Raw genomic sequence first — 23,910 nt, forward strand, 5'->3', positions numbered from 1 at the left:
GGGTTCGGCGGTTCGTCGGAGATTCACGTCGGACGATTTTCGGGGTGTTCGGCCTGCCCTGTGGGCGAGCGGATGGAACGGCATCCACCCAACGAGGGAGCCTCGAGGTTGAGAGCGTGGTACGTCGCAGCGTGGACGATGCCGAGATGCGTGGAACGAGCATGTGGGTAAGCAGTCTAACCATGCGAGTGATCAATCACTCACACATGACATGCCGAGTCCCACTCCGGTCTCTGCACTCGCTGGTTCTTGTCCCCTCCTGCTTATTTTGCCATGACTACGAACATGGGTCTCCTCGACCGTCTTCTCCGCACGCTGGCCGCCATTGGGGTTGGTATTCTGTATGCCACAGGGGCCATCGGCGGCCCCACGGCCCTCGTCCTTGGCGTCGTTGCCGTTGCGTTTCTCCTGACGAGTTTCGTTGGCACGTGCCCGCTCTACTGGCCCCTCGGCCTCTCGACCCGTCGCGAGAACCGCGCGTGATTATTGGGAGAGCCGGGAAGCGCGCTGCTGGGGGGCGCATCAGCAGTGGCGCCCGCCCTGTGTGCCCGCCGCTGCCTGAGGGCTATTCGGCACGAAATCCTGCGTCGCGTACGACGGCCAAGAACTCGGCCAGCATCATCGCGGTGGCGCCCCACACGGTGTGTCCGGCCACGTCGTAGTACGGCACGTCGACGGCCGCTCCCTTGAGGCGTCGCGTTTCGGTCGTGCGGGTGGCCGGGTCCGAAAGCCGGGCGAGGGGGACCCGGAGGATTTGCCCGACCTCCGCGTCGGTGGGGCGGAGGGACCCGACGGACGGGGCGTGCCCCACGAACGGATGCACGCAAAAATTGGAAGGGGGGACGAAGAGGGGCGTCAGGGGCCCGAGCACGTCCACCGACGCGGGAGACAGATGGACCTCTTCCTCCGCCTCCCGGAGGGCCGTGTTGGACAGCGATTCGCCGTCCTCCCGCCGGCCCCCAGGGAAGGACACTTGACCGGCGTGGTCGGGAAGATCGTCTCGCCGCACCGTTAGCACCACGGACGGCCCGTCGTCGCCGGGATGAAGGAGGACGAGCACCCCCGCCTCCCGACAGTCGCGCGTATTCACCGACAGGTCGGCCTGCCGGGCCGAGTCCCGCGGGGCCATGCGAAGGTGCGCCTCGTGGCCCGGCAACGGAGCGTCCAGGCGCTCAGTGAGCCGGGAAGCGAGCTGTGAGAGAGAGGGGGCCATAGAGGAAGCGTACGCTGGAATGGGGCATACACAAAGAAGCGGCACCGTGGGGGCACCACGATGCCGCTTCGCCATCGAAGCGTTCAGGGACGTCGGAGACAACCTCTCCGGAGCACGCAGGTCCGTCTAGCCCATGTTCTCCACGACGGCCTGCCCGAACTCGCTGCACTTGAGCAGCTCGGCGCCCTCCAGGTTGCGCTCAAAGTCGTACGTCACGCGCTTCTGCTGGACCGTCTTCGCCAGGCTCTCGAGGATTACCTCGGAGGCTTCGTCCCAGCCCATGTACTCGAACATGAGACGGCCCGACAGGATGAGCGCCGACGGGTTGACCTTGTCTTGACCGGCGTACTTGTTCGCGGAGCCGTGGACGGGCTCGGCGAGGCAGGCGGCGTCGCCGAAGTTGGCCCCCGGCGCCACGCCGAGGCCCCCAATTTGGGCGCCGCAGGCGTCCGACAGGTAGTCGCCGTTCAGGTTCGGCATCGCCAGGACGTCGTACTGGTCGGTTCGCGTTTGGATCTGCTGCAGCATGTTGTCGGCGATCCGGTCGTTGACGACCACTGCGTCCGCGGGCGGGTCGCCGTCGCGCTCCTCCCAGAGGGTGTCTTCGGTGATCACCTCGTCGCCGTACTCCTCGCGGGCCACCTCGTAGCCCCAGTCGCGGAAGGCCCCCTCGGTGAACTTCATGATGTTGCCCTTGTGGACGAGCGTGACGAACTGGTGCCCGTCGTTCTCCAGGGCGTAGTCGATGGCCTCGCGGACGAGCCGCTTGGTCCCAAACTCGGTAATCGGCTTGATGCCGATCCCGACCGGCCCGTCGTGGATGGTGTCGTCGAAGCCCATCTGCTCCTCGACGAACGTGCGGACCTGTTCGGCCCCGTCGGTGCCGGCCTTCCACTCGATGCCGGCGTACACGTCCTCGGTGTTTTCCCGGAACGTGACCATGTCCATCTGCTCCGGGTTTTTCATCGGCGAGGGCACGCCGTCGATGTAGTAGGTGGGGCGGACGTTGGCGTACAGGTCCAGCTTCTGGCGCAGGGCCACGTTCAGCGACCGGAAGCCGGCGCCGACGGGCGTTGTGAGGGGGCCCTTGATGGCGACGCGGTGCTCGCGGAGGGTCTCCACCGTGTCCTCGGGCAGAAGCTCGCCGGTGCGTTCCTTGGCCTTCTCGCCGGCCAGCACTTCGGTCCATTCGAGGGCCCGTTCGCCGTCGTAGGCCGTCTCCACGGCGGCGTTGAAAACCGGGCGGGCGGCGGCCCAGATGTCGGCCCCCACGCCGTCGCCCTCGATGTAAGGAATGATGGGGGTGTCGGGGATGTGGAGGGAGTCGTCCTCCACCGTGATGCGTTCGCCGGGGGAGCTCATGGTTGAGTTGAATTGATCAAAGGGAGAGGGTGAACAGGGGCGACAGGCCCATTCCGTTTCGACAAGGTAACACCTGGGAGCACCACGCTCTATTAGGAAAGCAAAAAAACGGGAACCGCTGCGGCCCCGGGGGCGGTCGCGTGCTAGAGTCGTCCGAGGAGGTCTTGGAGCCGAAGCTCCCACACCTTCAGGGCCGCCTCCACGACAATTTCGCGTCGCATCTTCGACTCCCCCTCCGTCCGCTCGGTGAAGACGACCGGCACTTCCTTAAACCGGAAGCCCGCCCGCCAGGTGCGATAATGCATCTCGACCTGGAAGGCATAGCCGTCGGAGTTGACGTGATCGAGCGGCAGGGACTCCAATACGCGCCGATGGAAGCACTTGAACCCGGCCGTCACGTCCAGCAGGGGCAGGCGGGTGATCGCGCGGGTATAAATGCCGGCGCTGTACGACAACACGAGCCGCGAGAGGGGCCAGTTGATCACGCGGACGCCTTCCACGTACCGCGACCCGATGGCGAGGTCCACCTCCCCGTTTTGCACCGGCGCGAGGAGGGAGGGCAGGTCGCTGGGATCGTGGGACAGGTCCGCGTCCATCTCGCAGATGTAGGTGTAGTCCCGCGCCAGGGCGTACCGGAAGCCGCGCAGGTAGGCCGTGCCGAGGCCCAGCTTGCCACTGCGCTCGATCAGATGAACCCGATCGGGCGCGTCCGCCTTCCGGGACCGCACCACGTCGGCGGTGCCGTCGGCCGAGTTGTCGTCCACGACGAGGACGTCGATGGGGGGCGACTGCGTCAACACCTGGTCGATCACGGGGCCGATATTGTCGGCCTCATTGTATGTGGGGACGATCACCAGGGCGTCGGGAGGAGAGGCGTCGGAGGCAGAGGGGGACGAATTGGACACCGTGAGGGAAGAGGTAGAGCGTGAAGAATGACAAACGGACGGAGCCGGTCGGAGAGGCGGTCGGCGAGGGCCGTCTCGTCCGGTCGTAAGTCGCCAACGCGGGGAAGATGCGTACGCCACCAACACGGGGAGCGTGTAAATGATGCGATGGGGCATTTCCGAGCCCGTCGGCACATTTTAATAGAAAACGGGCGTTGGCGGTCGTGGATGCATCGAAACCGAGGGGGGATATCGAGATACAAAGGCGTGGCGAAATTGCTTCTTTGACCGGCGTCGTTCATTCTGTACGGTGCCCGTGGCAATCGTTCGGTGTTGCCCCAGGCGATGGGGGGCGGCGCTCGCCGATGCATGGTTCTACTCACCCAACCTCGTCGCACGTCATGGCTGACGACACTTCGGCCTCCGATCGCAATTCCGGCACAAATGGAAGCCTTAACGGCGGGGCGGGCTTTCCGGAGGGATTCCCGCATGCGTCTCGACTGAAGCAGGCCGGCGTCACGAGCCTCGCAGACCTGCAGGACGTGGAGTCGCTAGAAGAACTGACCGGCATCGGGCCGGCCTACGCGAAAGACATCCAGAAGGCCCTCGAAGAGTCCAGCACAGGCGCGGCGAACGCGGGGAAGGCCAACGGCACTTCTCCCGAGGCCGCAACCACCGAGAAGCGCCCGAGTCCGCTCTCCGAGGAGGAGTCCGACGAGTCTGTGGGGGGGGCGGCGACCCGGCAGACCATCGACATTCCCGAAGGGCCCCTCGAAGAAACGGTCACGTACGACACTTATCCCGCCGACACGTACGGGCACGATGAACTCGGCATTGCGGACGATGAGGTGCTCGACCTGCTCCGCAACATGCTGCTGCAGCGGCGCTTTGAGAACCGATGCCGTCAGATGTATCAGCGGCAAAAGATCTCAGGATTCCTGCACCTCTATATTGGGCAGGAGGCAGTCTCCACCGGCAGCGTCAATGCGATCAACCTTGGGGACGACTCGATCATCACGGCCTACCGCGACCACGGCATGGGGCTGGCGATGGGCATCACGCCCGAGGAGGGCATGGCGGAACTGTTTGGGAAAGCGACGGGCTGTTCGAAGGGGAAGGGGGGCTCGATGCACTTCTTCGACGCGGAGAAGAAGATGATGGGGGGGCACGCCATCGTGGGGGCCCACCTGCCGCTCGGCGCGGGCCTCGCCTTTGCGCACAAGTATCGGGATGAGGACAACGTGTGTCTCTGCTTTTTCGGCGACGGGGCGATGCACCAGGGGGCGTTCCGCGAGGCCTGCAACCTGGCTGGCATCTACGAACTGCCCATCGTCTTCGTCTGCGAGAACAACCAGTACGCCATGGGGACGGCGGTGGACCGCGCCTTCAGCAAGCCCGACCTTTTCAAGCATGGCTACAACTTCGACTTCCCCGCGTCCCTGGCCAGCGGCATGGACGTGTTCAGCGTCAACAAGGCCGTGCAGGACCACGTGGAGACCTACGCCCGCAACGACCAGCCGTCGCTTCTGGAGGTGCGCACCTATCGCTATCAGGGCCACTCCATCACCGACCCGGCCGAGTACCGAGGGGAGGGCGAGCTTGACCAGCGCCAGAGTCAGGACGCGATCAACCGCCTCCAGGACTACATCCTCGATCGGGGGCTGGCCAGCGAGGCCGACATGGAGGCGATCGACGAGGAGGTGAAGACGCGGGTGAAAGACGCCATCGACACGGCAAACGAGGCGCCCTTCCCGGACGAGGAGGCCATCTACGATGACATCTACACGCAAGAAGACTACCCCTTCCTCACCTGACAGTGGTATTTTTCGAGTGTCGAGTCTCGAATTGCGTGCTCGACACTTTCCCCTCCGTCCATTCGACATTCGCCCCTCGAAACTCGTAACTGAATATGGCTACGCTGGAATTCCGCACGGCGCTCCGGGAAGCAATGACCGAAGAGATGGAGCGTGACGACGACATTTTTCTCATCGGGGAAGAGGTGGCCGAGTATGACGGCGCCTATAAGGTGAGCAAGGGCATGCTCGATCAGTTTGGGCACGACCGCGTGATCGACTCCCCCATCAGCGAGCTCGGGTTTGCGGGGCTCGGCATTGGGGCGGCGATGAATGGACTTCGCCCCATCGTCGAGTTCATGACGTTCAACTTTTCGTTCGTCGCCTTCGACCAGGTCATCAACAACGCGCCCAACATGCGCTACATGTCGGGGGGGCAGTTTGAGATGCCCATTGTCTTCCGCGGGCCCAACGGAGCGGCCGGCCAGCTGGGCGCTACGCACTCGAACTCGACCGAGGCGCTCTACTCCAACATTCCCGGCCTCAAGGTCGTGTCGCCGTCCGTGCCCGACGACGGCAAGGGACTGCTCAAGACGGCCATCCGGGACGACGACCCGGTCGTCTTCCTCGAGAGTGAGCTCATGTACGGCATGAAGCGGGAGGTGAGCGACGAGAGCGACTACACGATTCCGATCGGATCGGCCCGCGTGGCCCGCGAGGGCGACGATGTGACGATCGTGGCGCACAGCAAGAGCTACCACGTCGCGATGGACGCCGCGGAGGCGCTCGCAGAGCAGGGCTACGAGGCCGAGGTGATCGACCCGCGCACCATCAAGCCGCTCGACATCGAGACGATCGTAGAGTCGGTCGTCAAGACCAACCGGCTGGTCGTGATCGACGAGAGCACCCCCTTCTCCAGCGTGGCATCGGAAATCACGCATCAGGTGCAGGACCGCGCGTTCGACTACCTCGACGCGCCCATCCTGCGCGTGACGGCCCCGGACACCCCGGCCCCCTACGCGCCCAACCTCATGGACGAGTACATGCCGGGCGTCGACGAGACGGTCGACAAGTGCCTCCGCGTCCTGTACGCTCAATGACGAATTGCGAGTGTCGAATTTCGAATTGGACGTTCGACACTCCGGTCAACCCACATTCGACATTCGCAACCCGAAAATCGACACTGATTTATGGCGGTTCCGATTGAAATGCCCAAGCTGAGCGACACCATGGAGGAGGGGGTGCTCTCCGCCTGGCTCGTCGACGAGGGCGACGAGGTCTCGGCGGGCGACGTGCTCGCACAGGTGGAGACCGACAAGGCCACGATGGACCTGGAGGCCTTCGACGAGGGCGTGTTGCTCAAGCAGGTGATCGGGGAGGGCGACGCTGTGCCCATCGGGGAGCTGATTGCCGTAATCGGGGAGGCGGGAGAAGACATCTCCGACCTCGTGGGAGAGGCCGGTGGCGACGGCGCGGCGGCCCCCGAGGCAGAGCCCGAGCCCGAATCGGAGCCCGAACCGGAGAGCGAGTCTGAGGCGGAGCCGGCCGACACGGGTCCCGAGGCCGAACCGGAGGTGGAGCCCGACCCGGCGCCGGAGCCAAGCGGCGATGGGCAGCTGTCGGACCGCACCCCAGACCCGGTCCCCGCCGGCACCGACGCGGAGGGGCGTCGCATCAAGGCGTCCCCGCTGGCCCGCCGCATCGCGCAGGAGCATGGCGTAGAGCTGGCGCAGGTCGAGGGGTCGGGGCCCGAGGGCCGCATCGTGCGCCAGGACGTGGAGACCTACATCAAAGAACAGGAGGCCGCGCCGGAGTCGGCACCTGAGCCTGAACCGACCCCTGCGCCCACCCCCGAGCCGGATTCAGCCCCGCAGCCCGAGCCCTCCGTCTCGGAGGAGCCGTCCTACGCGATGCCGGACGCGGAGGCCGCGTACGAGTCCGAGGACATCTCGCAGATGCGCAAGACCATTGCCCGGCGCCTGGCGGAGAGCAAGTACTCGGCCCCGCACTACTACCTCACGGTCGACATCGACGTAGAGAAGGCGATGGAGGTTCGCGAGGACCTCAACGAGCTGGCGGAGGAGCAGGACCGCGCGAAGATTTCCTTCAACGACCTCATTACGAAGGCGTGCGCCCTCTCGCTGCACGATCACCCGTACGTCAACGCCGCCTACCGGCCCGATGAGGGCGAGATCCACAAGCACAACCGGGTGCACGTCGGCATTGCCGTCGCCATCGACGAGGGCCTCATCACGCCGGTCGTGCGCAACGCGGACCAGAAGGGGCTCTCCCAAATTGCGCGAGAGACGCGGGCGCTCGCCGAGCGGGCCCGCGATCGCGACCTGGAGCCGGAGGAGTTCGAGGGGGCGACCTTCACCACCAGCAACCTCGGCATGTTTGGCATCGAGGAGTTCACGGCCATCATCAACCCGCCCAACTCGGCCATCCTGGCCATCGGCGAAATTCGCGACACGCCCGTCGTGGAGGACGGCGAGGTGGTGCCCGGCACGCGCATGAAGGTCACGCTCTCCTGCGACCACCGCGTGGTGGACGGGGCCAAGGGGGCTCGTTTCCTCGACACCGTGAAGTCTTATCTGGAAGAGCCGATGAACCTGCTGCTGTAGCGTTGAGCGTGAGAACGTTGAGCGATTGACGTTTCAACGTGCAGCGCCATGACGATTGCTCACATCTCGGACCTTCACTTCGGCCGCATCGCGCATCCCGGGATCGTGGAGGCGCTGGTGGACGAAATCAATGAGGGCTCCCCCGACCTCGTCGCGGTGAGCGGCGACTTGACGCAGCGCGCCCGTGCACCCGAGTACGAGGCGGCGCGCGACCTGCTCGATGCCCTGAAGGCCCCGACGCTCGTCGTGGCGGGCAACCACGACGTTTACCCGTGGTGGCGTCCTTTGAAGCGGCTCGGGACGCCCCTGGGGCGGTACAGGCAGTTTATTACGGACGACCTCGCCCCCACCTTTGAGGCGGACGATGTGGCCGTGCTCGGGCTCACCTCGGCCTACGGCGCGTCGATCAAGGGCGGACGCATCGGACCGGCCGACCGTGCGGCCCTTGCGAAGTATTTCCGAGCTGTCCCGGCGGATCGCTTCAAGGTGCTGGTGGTGCACCACCAGCTCCACCCCACGGCCATCGGGCCCATCAGTCCGCACCCGGTGGCCCGGCAGGCCCAAGAAACGCTTGACGTTGCCGCGGACGTAGGGGTTGATCTCATTCTTTGTGGGCACCTCCACGTCTCCGCCATCCAGCCCCTTGAAATTATTCCGGGCACCCCACGCATCGTCGTCGCCAGTGCGGGCACGGCCACGAGCAACCGCTGGCGCGAGCCGACCGGGCCGGTCAACTTCTACAACGTCGTGTCCGTCGAGCCCGATGTGTTTTCGGTCGAAGAACGACGGTACGTCCCCGACGAGGGCCGCTTCGTGCGGGACGGTGTGGCTCGCTTTGACCGCACGAATTGACGACGTGCAGGAACGGGGGGAAGAAGACGACGCGACGAACTTTTGTCGGGCCAAGGCCGTCCAATGTCATCGTTAGCGACTCTGATCGTCCTTCTGCTTCCACAGCCTTGCGCGTCCCATGTCCCGCAGCGACTGGATCGGGCTCACCAGTACTGTCCTCCTGCACGGAGGGCTGGCCCTTCTGTTTGCCTTCCTGACGGCGTCCCGCCCCCGCCCGGCCCAGCTTGGCTACGTCGAGGTGGAGTTTGGGGAGTTCTCGCCTGGGCAGCCGGTCGACGCCACGGAGCAGGTCGAAGAGACGACTACGCCCGAGCCGCAGGAAGAGGCGCCTGATCCAGAGACTGAGTCCGAGGAAACGGCGGAGGAGCCCGAGTCGGAGCCGGTCAACCTTCCGGAGGAGGAGCAGAGCGAAGAGTCCGTGCCGCCGACGGAAGAGGAGACGACCGTGCCGGAGGCCGAGGCCCAACCCGAGACGGAGCAGCAGGCCGACCAGCAGGAGCCGAGCGAAGAGCCTGGGGAGGCGTCGGGGGACCCGGGATCGGGCACGGAGGAGGAGGCCGCCGCGCCCTACGACATTGAAGGGCTGGACCGGGACCCCGATCGGGCCCCGCTCCCGCAGTACACCGAGAAAGTGAACGCCCGCATCCGGGTTCAGATTACCGTCAACCCGGAGGGACGCATCGTGCGGCGTGTCCCGCTTCTGAAAGGCAGCCCCAAGCTGGAGGCCGCCGTTATGGACGCCCTGCAGCAGTGGCGTTTCAATGCGTTGCCGCCGGGGGCGCCCCAAGAGAACCAGACCGGCGTCATCACCTTCACCTTCCGGCTGGAGTAGGACCAACGCGGGCGGGGGAGGCAAGCGGCAGGCCTCCTCCAATCCGTCCCTTGTCTTTTTCACGGGGGCCGTCGTCAGTTTTCTTCCCGAAATGCGAGTCTCATGTCCTCCCCGAAGTCTCCCGCCGAAACGGTCTCGGACCTTGATGTCGAAGCGCTCTGCCGGGCGCTTCTGGAGCCCCGGATCGTCGAAGAAAAGATGCTGACGCTCATCCGGCAGGGGCGCATCGCGAAGTGGTTCAGCGGGTACGGGCAGGAGGCCATCGCCGTCGGAACCACCTGGGCGCTGGAAGAGCGCGACTACATTCTGCCGATGCACCGCAACCTGGGCGTGTGGACGACCCGCGACGTGGACCGGGAGCGCCTCTTCTGTCAGCTGATGGGAAAGGAAGGGGGCTTCACGAATGGCCGCGATCGCACCTTCCACTTTGGGCTGCCCAAGAAAAACCTGGTGGGGATGATCTCGCACATGGCGGCCATGCTGCCCGTGGCGTGCGGGCTCGGGCAGGCCTTCCGGTACCGGGAGGAGGAGCGCGTGGCCTGCGCGTTCTGCGGCGATGGGGGCACGCGCGAGGGCGACTTCCACGAAGCGCTCAACCTGGCGTCGGTGTGGGACCTGCCGGTCCTCTTCCTGGTGGAGAATAACGGCTACGGCCTCTCGACGCCCACCGACGAGGCGGTGGCCCCCGACGACATTGCCGACGCGGCGGCGGGCTACGACATGCCGGGACACGTGGTAGATGGCAACGATGTGTTTGCCGTCATCGACGCCGTCCAGGAGGCCCGAGCGCACGCCCGGCGCGAGGGCCCGGTGCTGCTGGAACTGAAGACGTTCCGCGTACGGGGGCACGAGGAGGCCTCCGGCACCGCGTACGTCCCGGACGAACTCATTGAAGAGTGGACCGAGAAGGACCCGATCGATCGCTTTGCCGATCGGGTGCGAGAGGAGGGACTGCTCGGAACCGACCGGACTGAGAGCATCCGGGCCGAACTTGAGTCTACGGTCGACGAGCTGGCGGAGTGGGCCCTCGACCGCCCGGAGGTCACCAGTACCCCCGAGGCCGAGCGCGACGCCCTTTTTGCCCCATCGCCTGAGCCGGCCCCCCCATCGCCCGATCCGGAGACCGAAGAAACGCGCTTCATTGACGCCCTCCAGGACGGCCTCTGGGACGCAATGCAGGCCGACGAGGACGTAATCCTGATGGGCCAGGACATTGCCGAATACGGCGGGGCCTTCAAGGTCACCGACGGCTTCGTCGAGGAGTTCGGTCACGAGCGGGTCCGCAACACGCCGATCATTGAAGACGGGGCCCTCGGGGCCGGAATGGGACTGGCCCTCGAGGACTGCCCGGCGGTCGTGGAGATGCAGTACGCCGACTTCATCTCGTGCGGCTTCAACCAGACCGTCAACAACCTGGCCACGACGCACTACCGGTGGGGGCAGCCGGTCAACGTGACGATTCGCGCGCCCTTCGGCGGCGGCATTGGGGCCGGGCCGTTCCACTCGCAGTCGCGGGAGGCCTGGTTCGCCCACGTGCCCGGCCTCAAGGTGGTGATCCCCGCCACGCCCCGCGACGCGAAGGGGCTCCTCCGCACCGCCCTCGCCGACCCCAATCCGGTGCTCTTCTTCGAGCACAAGAAGCTCTACCGGTCCGTCCGCGGCGAGGTGCCGACGGCGGACTACACGCTGCCGTTCGGGGAGGCCCGCCTGGCGCGCAAGGGGAGCGACGCCACGATTGTCACCTACGGCGTGGGTGTGCACTGGGCGCTGGAGGAGGCGGAGCACCAGGCCGCCGCGAACGGGGTGGAGCTGGAGGTGGTGGACCTGCGCACGCTCGTGCCCTGGGACCGCGAGACGGTCCGCGCGTCGCTGGACAAAACGAACCGCCTCCTGGTGCTCCACGAGGCGAGCCGGACGGCCGGCTTCGGGGCCGAGGTGGCGGCGGAGCTGGGCGAGGTTGGGTTTGAGCTGCTCGACGCGCCCATCACGCGGGTGGCCGCCGAGGACCTGCCGGTGCCCAACGCCAAGCCGCTGGAGGAGGAGATTTTTTCTGCGGAGGCCCGGCTGCGACCGAAGGTGGAGGAGCTTCTGGCGTTTTAGGACGCGGAATGTGGGGAGAAGGGGCGGTTCGACCAGGGGAAAGAACGGGAACGACTGTCGCGCCGGCCCCGTCTGCTACCGATCGGAACGACCGAGCACAGCGACGACGAGGCAGAATGCAATACGAATCCCAAAATGGCTCTAGAGACTCTTCGTCGGGCCCGTCAAGTCGCCTGAAGCGATTCGGGGGCATCATCTGCGGCTCGGCCTACGTCTACTCGCGGGCCCTCCAGGCCTCCCGCGCCGAGGTCATTCGGGCCGTGGACGGGGAGGACGCCGTCGAGACGCTCATGGTGGTCAATGGACACCGCGGCACGGACCACGCCGGCCACTCGACGAACCGCATTCGCTCCGACGCGCACCCGGAGTGCACCGGCACCGACACGATCTACATTGCCGTCACGCCTCGCCAATTACAGGCGCTTGCCGCGCGGGTGGGGGCCCGGGTCGAGGTCCGAGAAGGATAGCCGCCCTTTCGGGGGCCGACGGAGCGATCGGAGACCCACGCGCTCAGGATGCTTCGGCCCAGAGTGTTGACATGTCTCGGCGCAGCACCAGCACGCCCTCCAGCAGGGTCCGGTCGTAGTTGATGAAGCCGTGGGCCGTGTAGACCTCGGCGGGCGTGCAGTCGTAAAGGAGCTTGGCCTCCCGGTCCCGCTGCCGGTGGTCGGTCGTCAGGAGGGCTCCCACGAGCCCGGTCGTGTTCTGGCCCACGAACACGTCGAGCGCGTCTCCGTCGCCGCCCCGCGTGCCGTTCACGTAGCCGTAGTCGAGCGGATAGACGACGGACGGGTACTCGGGGTGGGCCGTCGCGCGGGGCCGCTCGATCGTGAGGCCGTTTGCTTCGATGCACCGCGCCCACGTCGGCCAGTCGAGGTGCTCACGGGCCGCCGGGCGGAGGGCCTGACAGTCCAGGGGCGGGTACAGCGACTCGGGCATGGGACAGCAGGCCTACGACGCCAGGCGCTTGCGGCGGGCGATCCGGGCGGGCGGCTCCACCTCGGGCGGCAGGTCGAGGCGGAGGGAGAGGGTCTCCAGCTGCTCGGGGTCGACCCAGTCCGGCGACTCCACCATTGGCTCCTTGCCGCTCTGCGTCTTGGGAAAGGCGATCACGTCGCGGAGCGAGTCGGCGCCGGCCAGCAGCATCACGAGGCGGTCGAGCCCCAGGGCGATGCCGCCGTGTGGCGGGGCCCCGTAGCGGAGGGCGTCGAGCAGGAACCCGAAGCGGTCCTGCGCCTCCTCCTCGTCGATCCCGAGCACGTCGAAGACCCGCATCTGCGTCTCGTGGTTGTGGATGCGGATGGAGCCGCCGCCGATCTCGTTGCCGTTGAGCACGAGGTCGTAGGCCCGCGCCTGCACCTGCGTCGGGTCCTCGTTGAGCATGTCCAGGTCGTCGGGGTGCGGGGCCGTGAAGGGATGGTGCATGGAGACGGGGCGCCCGGCCTCGTCGTCATACTCCATCAGGGGAAAGTCGGTGACCCAGAGGAAGGCGTCCTCGCCCTCGTCGGCGGGGGGGCGCAGGCCGAGCTCCTCGCCCAGGTGGAGGCGCAGGTCGCCGGCCTGCTCGTACACGGTCGGCGGGGTGCCGGCCAGGGTCAGAATCAGGTCGCCCGCCTCGGCGCCCACCTGCTCGGCGGCGGCCCGCCCGTACTCGTGGGGCAGGGCGTCGCCGCTCAGGTTCTGTTCGAGGCCGGAGCCGTCGGACGGCAGCTGGAAGTAGATGAGCCCGGCGGCGCCGATCTCGTCGGTCACGTAGTCCTCCAGCCGGTCCATCGCGGCGCGGCCCCGGTCGCCCTCGCCCGGCACCCGAATTGCCACGATGCGCCCCCCATCGTCCACGATCGACTCGAACACGCGGAAGCCACTTCCCTCGAAGCACTCGCTCACGTCGTGCAACTCCAGGCCGAAGCGGGTGTCCGGCTTGTCGGTGCCGTAGGTGCGCAGCGCCTCGTCGTAGGTCATGCGGGGGAAGGGCGTCTCCAGCGTCGTGTCCTCCAGGGTCTCCCAGAGGTCGGCCATGAGTCCCTCCGTGAGCTCGTAGACCTGCTCCTCGGTGGCGAACGTCATCTCCACGTCGATCTGCGTGAACTCGGGCTGCCGGTCGGCCCGCAGGTCCTCGTCGCGGAAGCACTTCACGATCTGGACGTAGCGGTCGAGCCCGCCGACCATGAGCAGCTGCTTGTAGGTCTGTGGCGACTGGGGGAGGGCGTAGAAGCGGCCCGGGTGCAGGCGGCTGGGCACGAGAAAGTCGCGCGCGCCCTCCGGGGTGGATTTCATGAGCACCGGGGTCTCCACCTCCAGGAAGTCGTGGGCGTCGAAGTACCGGTGGGTCGTCTGGTAGAGCCGGTGTCGGAGCTCAATGTTTTCCTGCAGGGCCGGCCGGCGGAGGTCCAGGTAGCGGTGCGCCAGGCGCAGGTCCTCGTTCGTGTTCATCTGCCGCTCCTCGTGGGCGCTCACGACGAAGGGCGGCGTCTCGGAGGTGTTGAGCACCGCCAGGTCGTCGGCGCTGACCTCAATGGCCCCGGTCGGGAGGTCCGGGTTCACGGCCTCCTCGCCCCGGGGGCGTACCGTGCCCTTTACGCTGATCACGTCTTCCCGGCGCAGTTGGCCGGCCGCCTCGTACGCCGTCTGGTTGTCCTGGGGCGAAAAGACGACCTGCGTCAGGCCGTAGCGGTCGCGCAGGTCCACGAACACGAGGCCGCCGTGGTCGCGCCGCGTGTCGACCCATCCCTTGAGCACAACCGCCTCGTCCTCGTCCTTGGCACGGAGGTCGCCGCAGGTGTGCGTGCGTGGAGAATGGGTGTCCTCCGAGATGAGCTCGGCGCGGGAAGGGCGTTCCATGGTGGACACGGATGTTCGGATGCGAGGAGCAAAGAAGGGTAGCAGACTAAATCTATCAGCCCGAACGGCAGAGTCCATCCCCGGTTCGTCCTCACCGTGAATTTAGATACAGAATTAGACAGAGCAACGGGTGTCCGCTATATTCCCAGCGTTCATGAGGATTCTGTAACGGTCCCCCCGAACGACGCTCCCCACGCCCGAAGCGTCTTTCCTACTGATTTCCAGGCCCCCGATGGCAGCAAGCGGTCCCGCGTCCGACGAGTCGATGCAGAATGGTGGTGCCCGAACGCCGGCAGGGGGAGAGGCCGTGGCGGAGCGGCAAGATTTCTTTGGGCATCCACGGGGGCTCGCCACGCTGTTCTTCACCGAGCTCTGGGAGCGGTTTAGCTACTACGGACTGCGGGCGCTCCTCGTCCTGTTCATGACGGCCCCGGCCGGGGCCGCGGCGACGAACCCGGGGCTCGGCTTCGGCACCGAGAAGGCGACGGCGGTGTACGGGCTGTACACGGCGTTTGTCTATCTGCTGGCCCTGCCCGGCGGATGGGTGGCGGACAACATCTGGGGGCAGCGGCGGTCGGTCTTCGTCGGCGGGTGCATCATTGCCGCCGGCCACTTCAGCCTGGCCCTGCCGGCGGTCGGGCTGCCGGACGTGTCGTCCTTTTACCTCGGACTCTTCCTCATCGTGGTGGGAACGGGGCTCCTGAAGCCCAACATCAGCACGATGGTGGGCGACCTCTACCCGGAGGGCGGGGCCCGGCGCGACGCGGGCTTTTCGGTCTTCTACATGGGGATCAACTTCGGGGCCATCCTGGGGCCCACGCTCTGCGGGTGGCTCGGCGAAGGCTACAGTTGGCACTGGGGCTTCTCGCTGGCGGGCTTCGGCATGCTGGGGGGCCTCATCTCCTACAAGCTCGGGGCGCCCAATCTTGGGGACGCCGGGCTGCTCGAGGCCGACGATGAGGAGGCCGTGCAGCGGAAGAGCCGCAACTTCTACCTCCTCACGGCGCTCGTGACGGCCCTCATCGTGGCCTTCGGGTTTCTGGCCACGTCCGGGGCCATTGCCGTCACGCTGACCCAGGTGGCCGAGGCGGTCGGGGTGGGCATCATTCTCGTGACGCTCCTCTTCTTTGCCTACCTCACGCTCGAGTGGACCGGCGTGGGGGCGATGACGGCCTTTTTCGTGGTGGCCAGTCTCGCGGCGGGGCAGTTTGTGGACGGGGCGACCCTGGCCTCCCAGATCGGGGTGGGCGCAACGGTGCTGTTCTTTGTGCTGGTGAGCATTGCCCGCCTCGTGGCGCCACAGTACGACGTGTCGCTGAAGCGACGGCGCTACCTCGTCATCTACTGGCTGTTTCTCCTGTCGGCCCTCTTCTGGTCCGGCTTCGAGCAGGCCGGATCCTCGCTCAACCTGTTTGCCCGGGACCTCACGGCGCGCGACTTTGGGCCGTTTGTGCTTTCGCAGTCCTCAGCCCTGGTGGCGGCCATCGTCCTGATCGGACTGCCGGCGGCGTACGTGGGCTATCGCATGTCGCAACGGGAAGACCTCTGGTGGGTGGGGCAGGCGGGGGTAAGCCTGCTCGGGGCCCTCGTGGTTGGCTTCTTGGGCTATGTGGCGTACCAGATTGCGGGGGGGTGGACCGTGCCGGCCAGCATGCTGCAGAACATCAACCCGACGTTCATTGTCCTTCTCGCCCCCGTCTTCGGGTCGCTCTGGACGTGGCTGGCGAACCGCGACGCGAACCCCTCGATTCCCGTCAAGTTTGGGATCGGGCTTCTCGGTTTGGCCGCCGGCTTCTTTGTCATTGCGTGGGGCGCGGCGCAGGCGACCGCCGACAATCCGGTGGGGGCCCACTGGCTCGTCGTTACGTACTTCCTGCATACCTGCGGCGAGCTGGCCCTCTCGCCGGTCGGCCTGTCGTCGATGACGAAGCTCGCGCCGGAACACCGCGTGGGGCAGATGATGGGCGTCTGGTTCGTCTCAACGGCCCTGGGCAACCTGTTCGCCGGGCTCATTGCTGGGCAGTTGGAAGCCCTCGACCCCTCCGGGCTCTTCATGACCGTGGCCCTGATCGTGGGCGGTGGGGGCCTGGTTGCCCTGCTCGCCGCACCGCCCGTGAAGCGGCTCATGGGCGACGTGGAGTGACGGACCGACCCGCGATCTCGGCTCTATTCTTTTCTCTTCTGCCCACCTCCGACCGCTTCGATGATCGACGTTTCCATTACGCGCCTGCCCCACGCCGAGGGGCTCGACCTGCCGAGCTACGAGACGTCCGCGAGTGCGGGCATGGACCTGCGGGCGGCCGTCCCGGCCGACGCCCCGACGTCCCTGGAGCCGGGCGCCCGGACCCTCGTGGACACGGGCCTGCAGATTGCGCTGCCGGAGGGGCACGAGGGCCAGGTGCGACCGCGGAGTGGACTGGCCCACGACCACGGGGTGACCGTCCTCAACAGTCCCGGGACCATCGACGCCGACTACCGGGGCGAGGTGAAGGTGCTGCTCATCAACCACGGCGCCGAGCCCTTCGTGGTCGAGCGCGGAATGCGGATCGCACAGCTCGTGGTGGCCCGGCACGCCCGGGTGGACTGGGTCCCCCGAGAGACGCTCGAAGAGACGGTGCGCGGCGGCGGTGGCTTCGGCTCTACGGGGACCGAATAGACAGGCCCGCGGGCCGCGAGGGCTTGTGTTCGACCCCTGGAGGCCAATGGTGAAGAAGGCGACGCCTAGAAGTTCGGGCTGATGCGGAGCCAGACTGACGGGCGGGAGCCAGTGGCGGGCACGGTGCGGAGGGGCCAGGCGACGTCCAGGCGCACTTCGCGGTCGTCGAGCCCGATTCCGAATCCGGCGGACGGGAGCACGTCCCCCACCCGGAACCGGGAGACCGGACCGCCGACCCATCCCGCGTCGAACAGCCCCACGAGGAAGAGATCGTCGAGGAAGTTGTCGTCCAGTGTGGCGCCGTCGATGATGTACTCGGCGTTGCCGAGCAGCATGCGTGTGCCCCGGAGGGCGTTCTGGTCGTAGCTCCGAACGGACCCGATGCCGCCGAGCGCAAACTGTTGCTGGGGCGGGGCGTCGCTCGTGGCGTATCCGCCGCGAAGCCGAAGCCCGAGGCGCGTGTCGTCCGAGAGGGGGAGGAAGGCGCGCCCGTCCACCTCGTAGCGGTTGGCGCGGAGGTCGCCGCCGAAGGCGGTCCCGATCGTGGCCGTCGTCCGGAAGGCGGCGCCGGTAGGGAGGTCGTCGCGGTCCTCAACGTGTCCCCCCTCGAGACTCACCGTTCCGGCGTGCAGGCGGCCCGCCTCGGCCGTGGGGTTCGGGCGGAACGAGGCGGCCTCGAAGAGGGACCAGCCGGTATTCCGGGAGACCGGCCGGTGTTCTTCGAAGCGAACGCCAGCGGTCAGGCGGAACGTGGAGGGGAGGGCCTGGACCGCGTAGACGGAGAGCCCTTCGCCCTCGTAGTAGTCAAAGAAGTCGTATCCGAGGCCGAGGCCGCCGAGCGAATTCTCCGCGTACGATGTCTTCCAGCGGTCGGGCGTCAGGGTCTGCTTCTCGTAGGACACCCCGAGCTTCAGGCCGGTCTCTTCGTCGCGGATCAGTTTCGACTCGACGCCGATCGTGTAGCGGACGTCCCGAAGCGCGAAGGCGTAGCCGAGCTGGCCGTAGATGCGCGCCGTGTCGTCGGGGTCGCGGAGCGAGAGGGGGGCGCGGCGTAGGCCGAGCACAAGCCCCTCGACACGGTTGTAGCGGAGCGGGGGCGCTGCGCGGTATACGGCGGATTCGTTTCCAAACGGCCGTGCCGGGTTCGTGGCGAGCCCAACGTACTCCTCCCCGTGGTCCTCCACGTACGTCTCCGCTCGATCCCAAGGGGTCTCGGCCGCCGGAGCGTCGGCGGTGGGTCCGGAGGCCGAACTGTCGGACGGGGCGGGGCTGGACGCGGACGGAGGGCCGGTCGTGGACTGGGCGACGGCACAGGGAACGGAACAGAGAAGAAGCACGAGCCAGAACCAGGTCCGAGAGCGCTGCATGGCAGGATCGAGGGCTGTGAGCGGGTAAGCGCCAGGGGTGCGATTTATATTTGCCCGTACACCAATATAACGATTCGTTCCGGCGGCTTGTTACAGGGGCGGCGATCATTCGTGGACGGACCGCTCTGCTCCAAGGAACGCGTCGGAAGCGTGGCTGTGATTCTGGGGCGCCAGTGGGTCACTTCGGGAGAGAAGACCCGCTCAGCTCCGTTCCGAAGACCCACGTGACCCGTCCCCCAGGCTCCTGTAGAATGGTCGTCAGGGTGTGGGCCGCGTACGTGTCGTGCGGGGACGGCGCTGTGCGCCGCTGAAGACGGAACGCTACACTGTTATCATCGAGAGCATTCGTCTATGTCTAGAGTCTGGTTTGCCCTCGTCCTGACGATTCTCGTCGGTTTCTTCCTGGGGGCGTGCAGCGGCCCGCCCACACTGCAGCCGGACGCGCTGGCGAGCGCCCCGACGGTGGACGGGGCCCTTTCGGAGTGGGGCGGGGCCCTTACTCGGGTGGACGACCGCTCCGTCTCTATGAGCGCCGCGCCGACCGACAGTCTTCTATACCTGGCCATCGTGATCCCGGACCGCGATCTCATCCGGTCGGTGGCCGAGAACGGGCTCATCGTGTGGGTCGACCCGGCGGGCGAGGAGCGGCACACGTACGGGGTCCGGTACCCGCTCGGGCGTCGGGCCGAGCGGGCCAGCGCGGAACAGAGCGGGGGCGCACCGCGGGAGGCGTCGTCCCTCGACGACCTATTCCCGTCGGACCTCGCGGTCATCCGGAACGACACGGTCCGCTACCGGATGCCTGCGGGGCTGTCGTCGGCCCTGAAAGCACAGGCGACGCTCGACACGGGGTCGCTCATCTACGAGTTGGCCGTGCCGATTTCGTCGTCCCGAGCGGCGGCGACGGGAGATCGCTGGGAGCATGGCCTGCAGGAACGGCTGGGGCGAACCGTCGCGGTTGGGCTCCAAGTCCCCGACCCGGACGACACCGACCTTGTGACCCCCTCCTCCCGGGGCGTCCCTTCGGTGACGGGACGAGGGGGAGGGCGTCGTTCCCCGCGGGGACGACAACGAGGACGGCAACGACGGCAGAACCAGCAGCCCTCGGCCCCGGCCCCCGAACGGCCCACCCTGGATCTCTGGACGCGGATTGCGCTGTCCGGGGCCCCCTGATGGGCAGCCGTGTTCGAGGGAAGCCGCAGGGACGGTGCGCAGGCGACGCTCCGCGACGGGTCAGGCAAGCCGGTCGGGAGCGCGGCTGCCATTTTCGAGGTGCGTCGTGTCGTTCCGCCGAAAAATGCTCCAGCCTCCGTCTCGTCGCTCCACCTTCGTAAGGCTGGCGAGCGGACACCCGGGGTCGGGCACGCCTGCGCCCACAAGGCCGTGCAGGACGCCCTGCACCGTAATCCCGTGGCCCACGAGGAGCAGCGTTGCGTCGTCGGGGTACTGCTCGGCGAGGCACGCCCCCGTGGCCCCGAGGCGGGCCAGGGCTTCGTGCCGCGACTCCGGGTAGGTGGGCCGGCGGCAGGGAGCCCCTGACGGTGGCCGGACCGACGGGAAACGATCGGCAAGCGCCGTAGACGTGCGGATGTTCGGGACGTCGTCGAACCAGTCGTCGTTGAGCCACTCGCCCAGTCCCGGCTCCAAAACAACGCGATGACCGGTGGTCGCGGCGACATGATGGGCCGTCTGCACGGCGCGCAGGTACGGAGACGAGACGATCCGGTCGACGCCAAGGCGCTCGACGCGACGCCCCAGTTGTTTGGCCTGCTCGACGCCGTCGGGGGAGAGCCCGGGGTCGTGGGGACGGTCGGCGGTCGTGGCCCAGTCCGGATCGGCAAAATCCTGCCGGTTGCCGTGCCGGGCGAGCCAAATGGTTTGCATCTTTTGCGTGACGACGGGTTGAAAAGCGTGATGATTGAGGCAGTTGCAATTCTGCGGGCCTGCCGTGTCCGAACATCGCTGAGCACACACAATATAGCGACAGTCTCCCTCGCGTGGTTCTTCCAAATGGTCTCTACAGGTTATGTCTCGGCGTCTCCTTCTCTCTTTGGCCCTGTCGGTGCTTGTCGTGATCGGAGGATGCGGGGGCCTGAACGGCACCACCGACGAAGGCGACCCCGAGCAGCCGCCGGAGGACGCGCCCACGACGCGAGGCCCCGTCGACGGGTACGCCTCGCATCCGGCACGCATTTACGTGGATGAGAGCATGGACGACTGGGAGGACATCGCGGCTCGGCATGTTGACTCCCCGGACGACGGCAGAGGCGTGGACCTCGAGCGCGTGTGGATTGCTCACGATGCGGAGTACCTCTTCCTGCGATTCGAACTTGGGGAGCCCCTCAACCTGCAGGAAGGAAACGCGCTGACACTGTACCTCGATACCGACAACAATCCCGAGACGGGACAGCAAGCCCTAGGGCTGGGGGCGGAGCTCGCCTGGACGTTTGGCGAGCGGTCCGGGCAGGTGGTTCGCAACGGCGGGTCCAAGGAGGTGACGCACGCGGACCTTGGGTTTACGTCATTGCCTACGGTCACGTCCACGACGTTCGAGGTTGCCTTCGACCGGTCGGCCGTCCCCACCGACGAGGGGGCGCTCTTTGAGGGGGACAGTCTTCGGGTGGGGCTGTCGAACGACGGGGACCGGTTGCCGGACGCCGACGGGGGGCTCGGGTACGTGCTTTCGGACGCCGACACGCCACTGGACACGCCGTCCCTCGGCACACCGAACGCCTCGGCCCTGCGGATGCTTTCGTACAATTCCGTCAACGACTTTGACCGCGGGCGGAGCGCGATCTTTTTGGACGATCGCCAGCCGAGCTTTCGGCGCATTTTCGACGCGACCGATCCGGGGGTGATCGCATTTCAGGAGGTGTACGACCAGACTGCTGACCAGGTGGCGACAGTCGCCGAAGAGGCGCTCGGACTACCGGGCGGGTGGGCGTGGGCCAAGAAAGGGCAGGATCTTGTCCTTGGTAGCCGCTACCCCATCCTCGACACGCACGCCATTCCGGGGTACGAGGACAATGTGAGCGGTGCCTTTCTGCTGGATGCGGATGGTGCGTTGGGGACCGATCTGCTTGTGGTCAACATGCACCCGCCCTGCTGCAACTACGGCCCCGACGACGGCGAGCCTTCCCGCAACGCGCAGCGACAGCGCGTCGTGGACGGGGTTGTCGCGTTCCTGCGGGACGTAAAACAGGGAGAGGGGCCCTTTGACGTGCCCCCGGAGACCCCGATCGTGGTGCTCGGGGACATGAACTTTGTTGGGGAGGCGCAACAGCCACAGACACTGCGCACGGGGGAGATTGTAAACACCGGCCGGTACGGATCGCCGGCGGCGCCGGACTGGGACGGGTCGCCACTGCTCGATACCAAGCCGCGCCAGGTGGCGTCACCCCTGCACACCACCTGGATTGCGCCCGGCAGCTCGTTTCCGCCGGGGCGGCTCGACTACGCGTTCGTTACCGACAGCGTACTGGAGGTCGTCCACGAGTTTGTGCTGCATACCCCGACGCTGCCGGCGGACGTGCGTTCGGCTCACGGGCTTCGGGCAGACGACACGCCGACAGCGTCCGACCACCTCCCCGTCGTGATTGACGTGGCCCCGCGGTAGCAGAGAGACAGTGCGTTGCAGGACCGTCACATCTGCAGTTGACTGTCACGACGGCAGGGGCGGCTTGCCGAAATTTCGGTTGGAAGCGGCGTCACTCCGACTGGTACACGTCTTGATGTCTTCTGTGGGTGGATTGATGAGCGACGGGGCGTCGTGGACGCCCCGGTTGACCGGTTCGCGAGACTGTCGAACACAACCTGAACAGAGGTGATCAACCATGACGCAACTCACACGCCGCACTCCGAACCGCACGGTCCGCGACCTGCAGCGTGAAGTGGATAGCATCTTCGACCAGTTCTTTGGTCGAGACAGTGACGACGACACGTCGGCCGTCTGGGCCCCCCGGACGGACCTCTCCGAGACGGACGATGCGTTTCGCATTCGGCTCGACGTGCCCGGCATGACGAAGGAGGACATCACGATCAACCTCCAGAACAATACGCTCACGGTGAGCGGTGAGCGCTCCAGTGAACGGCAGGAAGAAGGCGAAGAGTACGTGCGCGTTGAGCGCGCCTTCGGCAACTTCCACCGCACGTTCACGCTGCCGGACGCGGTGGACCCGGACAGCGTGGAGGCTGCCTACGACGACGGCGTGCTGACCATCAACGTCCCGAAGACGGAGACGAGCACGCGCCGTCAGATCGAAATTCAGTAGCGTGGCCTGTCCCTGTGTGGCCCGGCACATGGGCCCTGGAGGCCCATCCCTGCCGGCTTACAGGTCACAGCAGCACATGATGATGCTCGGCTGGGCCCTGGGTCCAGCCGGGCATTTTTTGTGCGGGGGGTGGGAACGCCGTCCTCACGGAGGCGTGGGAGTGCCGGCTTATTTTTCGACAACGTCTCCCCTCTTTTCGCAGTCACGTCTCTACGACGATGCCCCCCCGCGTTGCCTTCCAGGGAGAACCCGGTGCCTTCAGCGAAGAAGCCGTCCGGTGCGTCTTCAACGGCGCCGAACTGCAGCCGTCCGCCACGTTCGAGGATGTTTTCGAGGCCGTCGAAGGGCACGCGGTCGACCGGGCGGTGGTGCCCATCGAAAACGCCGTGTTCGGCAGTGTGCGCGTCAACTACGACCACCTTCGCACCCACGCGGTGACGATCGTTGGAGAGCTGCAGCTGCGCATCCATCACTGCCTCATGGCGCCGGCGGGGGCGACGGTCGACGAGCTTGAAGTGGTCCGGTCTCACCAGCAGGCGCTGGGCCAGTGCCGCGACTGGCTCCGTGCCCACGTTCCGGGCGCGACGCCGGAGGCCACGCCGGACACGGCCGGGGCGGCCCGGGCCGTGGCGGAGGCGGGAGACCCAACGACGGCGGCGGTGGCGTCCCGGCGGGCCGCCGAGCGGTACGGCCTGGCGGTGCTCGCCGAGGGACTTCAGGACAACGAGCAGAACTTTACCCGCTTTCTTGTCCTCGCCCCGGAGGACACGGGTGCGGCCCCGATGGGGGAGGGCGAGACGAAGACGTCGGTGACGTTCGTGTTGCAGGACAATGTGCCCGGGGCCCTTTTCAAGAGCCTTGCCGTCTTTGCGCTCCGCGAGCTGGACCTGGCCAAGATTGAAAGTCGGCCTCTGGTGGGGCATCCGGGCCGCTATCGATTCTACCTGGACGTGCACGGCGATGTGGCGGACGAGGCGGTGGCGCGCGCTTTGGATCACCTCCGAGAAATCACGCTGGACCTGCAGGTGCTTGGCTCTTATCCCCGGGGGGCCAGGTACCCCGAGGGGGTGGAGCAGTAGGCGGCCCGAAGGCCCCCACCGCGGGGGTGAAAGAGG

The 23,910-nt window shown here is 66.8% G+C and carries 21 protein-coding genes; 14 read left to right on the forward strand and 7 right to left on the reverse strand.

Translation table 11 applies throughout. From position 1 onward, the window contains the following. Positions 1-273 precede the first annotated feature (273 nt). Complete coding sequence (locus V5A20_RS03570; RefSeq protein WP_332326730.1) at positions 274-483, forward strand: YgaP family membrane protein; 210 nt, start codon at positions 274-276, stop codon at positions 481-483. An 82-nt stretch (positions 484-565) separates the two neighbouring features. Here the strand turns inward: V5A20_RS03570 and V5A20_RS03575 are convergent, their stop codons facing one another. The 3 genes from V5A20_RS03575 to V5A20_RS03585 form a co-directional block, all read right to left on the reverse strand. Beyond that, positions 566-1,213 carry an NUDIX hydrolase gene (locus V5A20_RS03575; RefSeq protein ID WP_332315829.1) on the reverse strand — a complete coding sequence of 216 codons (648 nt, stop codon included), beginning with the start codon at positions 1,211-1,213 and terminating at the stop codon, positions 566-568. Positions 1,214-1,339: 126 nt separating this feature from the next. Beyond that, the gene (gene icd, locus V5A20_RS03580) at positions 1,340-2,575 is read right to left on the reverse strand and encodes an isocitrate dehydrogenase (NADP(+)) (RefSeq protein ID WP_332326731.1); all 1,236 of its coding nucleotides are present in this window, start codon (positions 2,573-2,575) and stop codon (positions 1,340-1,342) included. 143 nt (positions 2,576-2,718) lie between these two features. Then, positions 2,719-3,480, reverse strand: a complete 762-nt coding sequence (locus tag V5A20_RS03585) for a polyprenol monophosphomannose synthase (RefSeq protein ID WP_332315831.1) — start codon at positions 3,478-3,480, stop codon at positions 2,719-2,721. A 380-nt stretch (positions 3,481-3,860) separates the two neighbouring features. On the opposite strand from V5A20_RS03585, the gene pdhA reads away from it, so the two are divergent. From pdhA to V5A20_RS03620, 7 genes are all read left to right on the forward strand, one after another. Then, the gene (gene pdhA / locus V5A20_RS03590; protein ID WP_332315832.1) at positions 3,861-5,273 is read left to right on the forward strand and encodes a pyruvate dehydrogenase (acetyl-transferring) E1 component subunit alpha; all 1,413 of its coding nucleotides are present in this window, start codon (positions 3,861-3,863) and stop codon (positions 5,271-5,273) included. A gap of 95 nt (positions 5,274-5,368) precedes the next feature. Continuing rightward, positions 5,369-6,352: a pyruvate dehydrogenase complex E1 component subunit beta gene (locus tag V5A20_RS03595; protein ID WP_332315833.1), complete on the forward strand. Its 984-nt coding sequence runs from the start codon at positions 5,369-5,371 to the stop codon at positions 6,350-6,352. 90 nt (positions 6,353-6,442) lie between these two features. Beyond that, complete coding sequence (locus V5A20_RS03600) at positions 6,443-7,876, forward strand: pyruvate dehydrogenase complex dihydrolipoamide acetyltransferase (protein WP_332315834.1); 1,434 nt, start codon at positions 6,443-6,445, stop codon at positions 7,874-7,876. Between the two features lie 48 nt (positions 7,877-7,924). Continuing rightward, positions 7,925-8,728 (forward strand): metallophosphoesterase family protein, encoded by an 804-nt coding sequence (locus V5A20_RS03605; RefSeq protein ID WP_332326732.1) that lies wholly within the window; start codon positions 7,925-7,927, stop codon positions 8,726-8,728. A 118-nt stretch (positions 8,729-8,846) separates the two neighbouring features. Then, a complete protein-coding gene (locus V5A20_RS03610; RefSeq protein ID WP_332316472.1) occupies positions 8,847-9,560 on the forward strand; it encodes a TonB family protein in 714 nt (237 codons plus the stop codon). Positions 9,561-9,662: 102 nt separating this feature from the next. Further along, the gene (locus V5A20_RS03615; protein ID WP_332316473.1) at positions 9,663-11,660 is read left to right on the forward strand and encodes an alpha-ketoacid dehydrogenase subunit alpha/beta; all 1,998 of its coding nucleotides are present in this window, start codon (positions 9,663-9,665) and stop codon (positions 11,658-11,660) included. A 116-nt stretch (positions 11,661-11,776) separates the two neighbouring features. Next, positions 11,777-12,127, forward strand: a complete 351-nt coding sequence (locus V5A20_RS03620; protein WP_332326733.1) for a hypothetical protein — start codon at positions 11,777-11,779, stop codon at positions 12,125-12,127. Positions 12,128-12,170: 43 nt separating this feature from the next. Here V5A20_RS03620 and V5A20_RS03625 read toward each other — a convergent pair whose 3' ends face one another. Together V5A20_RS03625 and aspS are read right to left on the reverse strand one after the other, a co-directional pair. After that, a complete protein-coding gene (locus tag V5A20_RS03625) occupies positions 12,171-12,599 on the reverse strand; it encodes an inorganic diphosphatase (protein WP_332326734.1) in 429 nt (142 codons plus the stop codon). Between the two features lie 12 nt (positions 12,600-12,611). Beyond that, on the reverse strand, positions 12,612-14,501 hold the full coding sequence (aspS, locus tag V5A20_RS03630; RefSeq protein WP_332326735.1) for an aspartate--tRNA ligase: 1,890 nt from the start codon (positions 14,499-14,501) through the stop codon (positions 12,612-12,614). A 232-nt stretch (positions 14,502-14,733) separates the two neighbouring features. On the opposite strand from aspS, the gene V5A20_RS03635 reads away from it, so the two are divergent. Both V5A20_RS03635 and dut read left to right on the forward strand, forming a co-directional pair. Then, positions 14,734-16,644 carry a peptide MFS transporter gene (locus V5A20_RS03635; RefSeq protein WP_332316477.1) on the forward strand — a complete coding sequence of 637 codons (1,911 nt, stop codon included), beginning with the start codon at positions 14,734-14,736 and terminating at the stop codon, positions 16,642-16,644. Between the two features lie 60 nt (positions 16,645-16,704). Beyond that, positions 16,705-17,157, forward strand: a complete 453-nt coding sequence (dut, locus tag V5A20_RS03640) for a dUTP diphosphatase (RefSeq protein WP_332326736.1) — start codon at positions 16,705-16,707, stop codon at positions 17,155-17,157. Between the two features lie 65 nt (positions 17,158-17,222). On the opposite strand, the gene V5A20_RS03645 is transcribed toward dut, so the two are convergent. Continuing rightward, complete coding sequence (locus V5A20_RS03645; protein ID WP_332326737.1) at positions 17,223-18,524, reverse strand: BamA/TamA family outer membrane protein; 1,302 nt, start codon at positions 18,522-18,524, stop codon at positions 17,223-17,225. A 351-nt stretch (positions 18,525-18,875) separates the two neighbouring features. Here V5A20_RS03645 and V5A20_RS03650 point away from each other — a divergent pair, with 351 nt between their 5' ends. Next, a complete protein-coding gene (locus V5A20_RS03650; protein WP_332316895.1) occupies positions 18,876-19,697 on the forward strand; it encodes a hypothetical protein in 822 nt (273 codons plus the stop codon). Positions 19,698-19,757: 60 nt separating this feature from the next. On the opposite strand, the gene V5A20_RS03655 is transcribed toward V5A20_RS03650, so the two are convergent. Then, positions 19,758-20,408, reverse strand: coding sequence for a histidine phosphatase family protein (locus V5A20_RS03655; RefSeq protein ID WP_332316896.1), 651 nt, complete (start codon positions 20,406-20,408; stop codon positions 19,758-19,760). 142 nt (positions 20,409-20,550) lie between these two features. Here V5A20_RS03655 and V5A20_RS03660 point away from each other — a divergent pair, with 142 nt between their 5' ends. The 3 genes from V5A20_RS03660 to pheA all read left to right on the forward strand — a co-directional run bounded on the left by V5A20_RS03660 (position 20,551) and on the right by pheA (position 23,874). Next, positions 20,551-22,140, forward strand: coding sequence for an endonuclease/exonuclease/phosphatase family protein (locus tag V5A20_RS03660; protein WP_332326738.1), 1,590 nt, complete (start codon positions 20,551-20,553; stop codon positions 22,138-22,140). 217 nt (positions 22,141-22,357) lie between these two features. Next, positions 22,358-22,795, forward strand: a complete 438-nt coding sequence (locus V5A20_RS03665; protein WP_332316898.1) for an Hsp20/alpha crystallin family protein — start codon at positions 22,358-22,360, stop codon at positions 22,793-22,795. Positions 22,796-23,013: 218 nt separating this feature from the next. After that, complete coding sequence (pheA, locus tag V5A20_RS03670) at positions 23,014-23,874, forward strand: prephenate dehydratase (RefSeq protein WP_332326739.1); 861 nt, start codon at positions 23,014-23,016, stop codon at positions 23,872-23,874. Positions 23,875-23,910: the final 36 nt, after the last annotated feature.

This window comes from Salinibacter sp. (assembly GCF_036626415.1).
Lineage (GTDB): Bacteria > Bacteroidota > Rhodothermia > Rhodothermales > Salinibacteraceae > Salinibacter.

What these genes read in the sequence shown, in the direction of transcription:
- V5A20_RS03570 (WP_332326730.1), top strand. Translation starts at nt 274, where the DNA reads ATGACTACGAACATGGGTCTCCTCGACCGTCTTCTCCGCACGCTGGCC.
- V5A20_RS03575 (WP_332315829.1), bottom strand. Translation starts at nt 1,213, where the DNA reads ATGGCCCCCTCTCTCTCACAGCTCGCTTCCCGGCTCACTGAGCGCCTG.
- icd (WP_332326731.1), bottom strand. Translation starts at nt 2,575, where the DNA reads ATGAGCTCCCCCGGCGAACGCATCACGGTGGAGGACGACTCCCTCCAC.
- pdhA (WP_332315832.1), top strand. Translation starts at nt 3,861, where the DNA reads ATGGCTGACGACACTTCGGCCTCCGATCGCAATTCCGGCACAAATGGA.
- V5A20_RS03595 (WP_332315833.1), top strand. Translation starts at nt 5,369, where the DNA reads ATGGCTACGCTGGAATTCCGCACGGCGCTCCGGGAAGCAATGACCGAA.
- V5A20_RS03600 (WP_332315834.1), top strand. Translation starts at nt 6,443, where the DNA reads ATGGCGGTTCCGATTGAAATGCCCAAGCTGAGCGACACCATGGAGGAG.
- V5A20_RS03605 (WP_332326732.1), top strand. Translation starts at nt 7,925, where the DNA reads ATGACGATTGCTCACATCTCGGACCTTCACTTCGGCCGCATCGCGCAT.
- V5A20_RS03610 (WP_332316472.1), top strand. Translation starts at nt 8,847, where the DNA reads ATGTCCCGCAGCGACTGGATCGGGCTCACCAGTACTGTCCTCCTGCAC.
- V5A20_RS03615 (WP_332316473.1), top strand. Translation starts at nt 9,663, where the DNA reads ATGTCCTCCCCGAAGTCTCCCGCCGAAACGGTCTCGGACCTTGATGTC.
- V5A20_RS03620 (WP_332326733.1), top strand. Translation starts at nt 11,777, where the DNA reads ATGCAATACGAATCCCAAAATGGCTCTAGAGACTCTTCGTCGGGCCCG.
- V5A20_RS03625 (WP_332326734.1), bottom strand. Translation starts at nt 12,599, where the DNA reads ATGCCCGAGTCGCTGTACCCGCCCCTGGACTGTCAGGCCCTCCGCCCG.
- aspS (WP_332326735.1), bottom strand. Translation starts at nt 14,501, where the DNA reads ATGGAACGCCCTTCCCGCGCCGAGCTCATCTCGGAGGACACCCATTCT.
- V5A20_RS03635 (WP_332316477.1), top strand. Translation starts at nt 14,734, where the DNA reads ATGGCAGCAAGCGGTCCCGCGTCCGACGAGTCGATGCAGAATGGTGGT.
- dut (WP_332326736.1), top strand. Translation starts at nt 16,705, where the DNA reads ATGATCGACGTTTCCATTACGCGCCTGCCCCACGCCGAGGGGCTCGAC.
- V5A20_RS03645 (WP_332326737.1), bottom strand. Translation starts at nt 18,524, where the DNA reads ATGCAGCGCTCTCGGACCTGGTTCTGGCTCGTGCTTCTTCTCTGTTCC.
- V5A20_RS03650 (WP_332316895.1), top strand. Translation starts at nt 18,876, where the DNA reads ATGTCTAGAGTCTGGTTTGCCCTCGTCCTGACGATTCTCGTCGGTTTC.
- V5A20_RS03655 (WP_332316896.1), bottom strand. Translation starts at nt 20,408, where the DNA reads ATGCAAACCATTTGGCTCGCCCGGCACGGCAACCGGCAGGATTTTGCC.
- V5A20_RS03660 (WP_332326738.1), top strand. Translation starts at nt 20,551, where the DNA reads ATGTCTCGGCGTCTCCTTCTCTCTTTGGCCCTGTCGGTGCTTGTCGTG.
- V5A20_RS03665 (WP_332316898.1), top strand. Translation starts at nt 22,358, where the DNA reads ATGACGCAACTCACACGCCGCACTCCGAACCGCACGGTCCGCGACCTG.
- pheA (WP_332326739.1), top strand. Translation starts at nt 23,014, where the DNA reads ATGCCCCCCCGCGTTGCCTTCCAGGGAGAACCCGGTGCCTTCAGCGAA.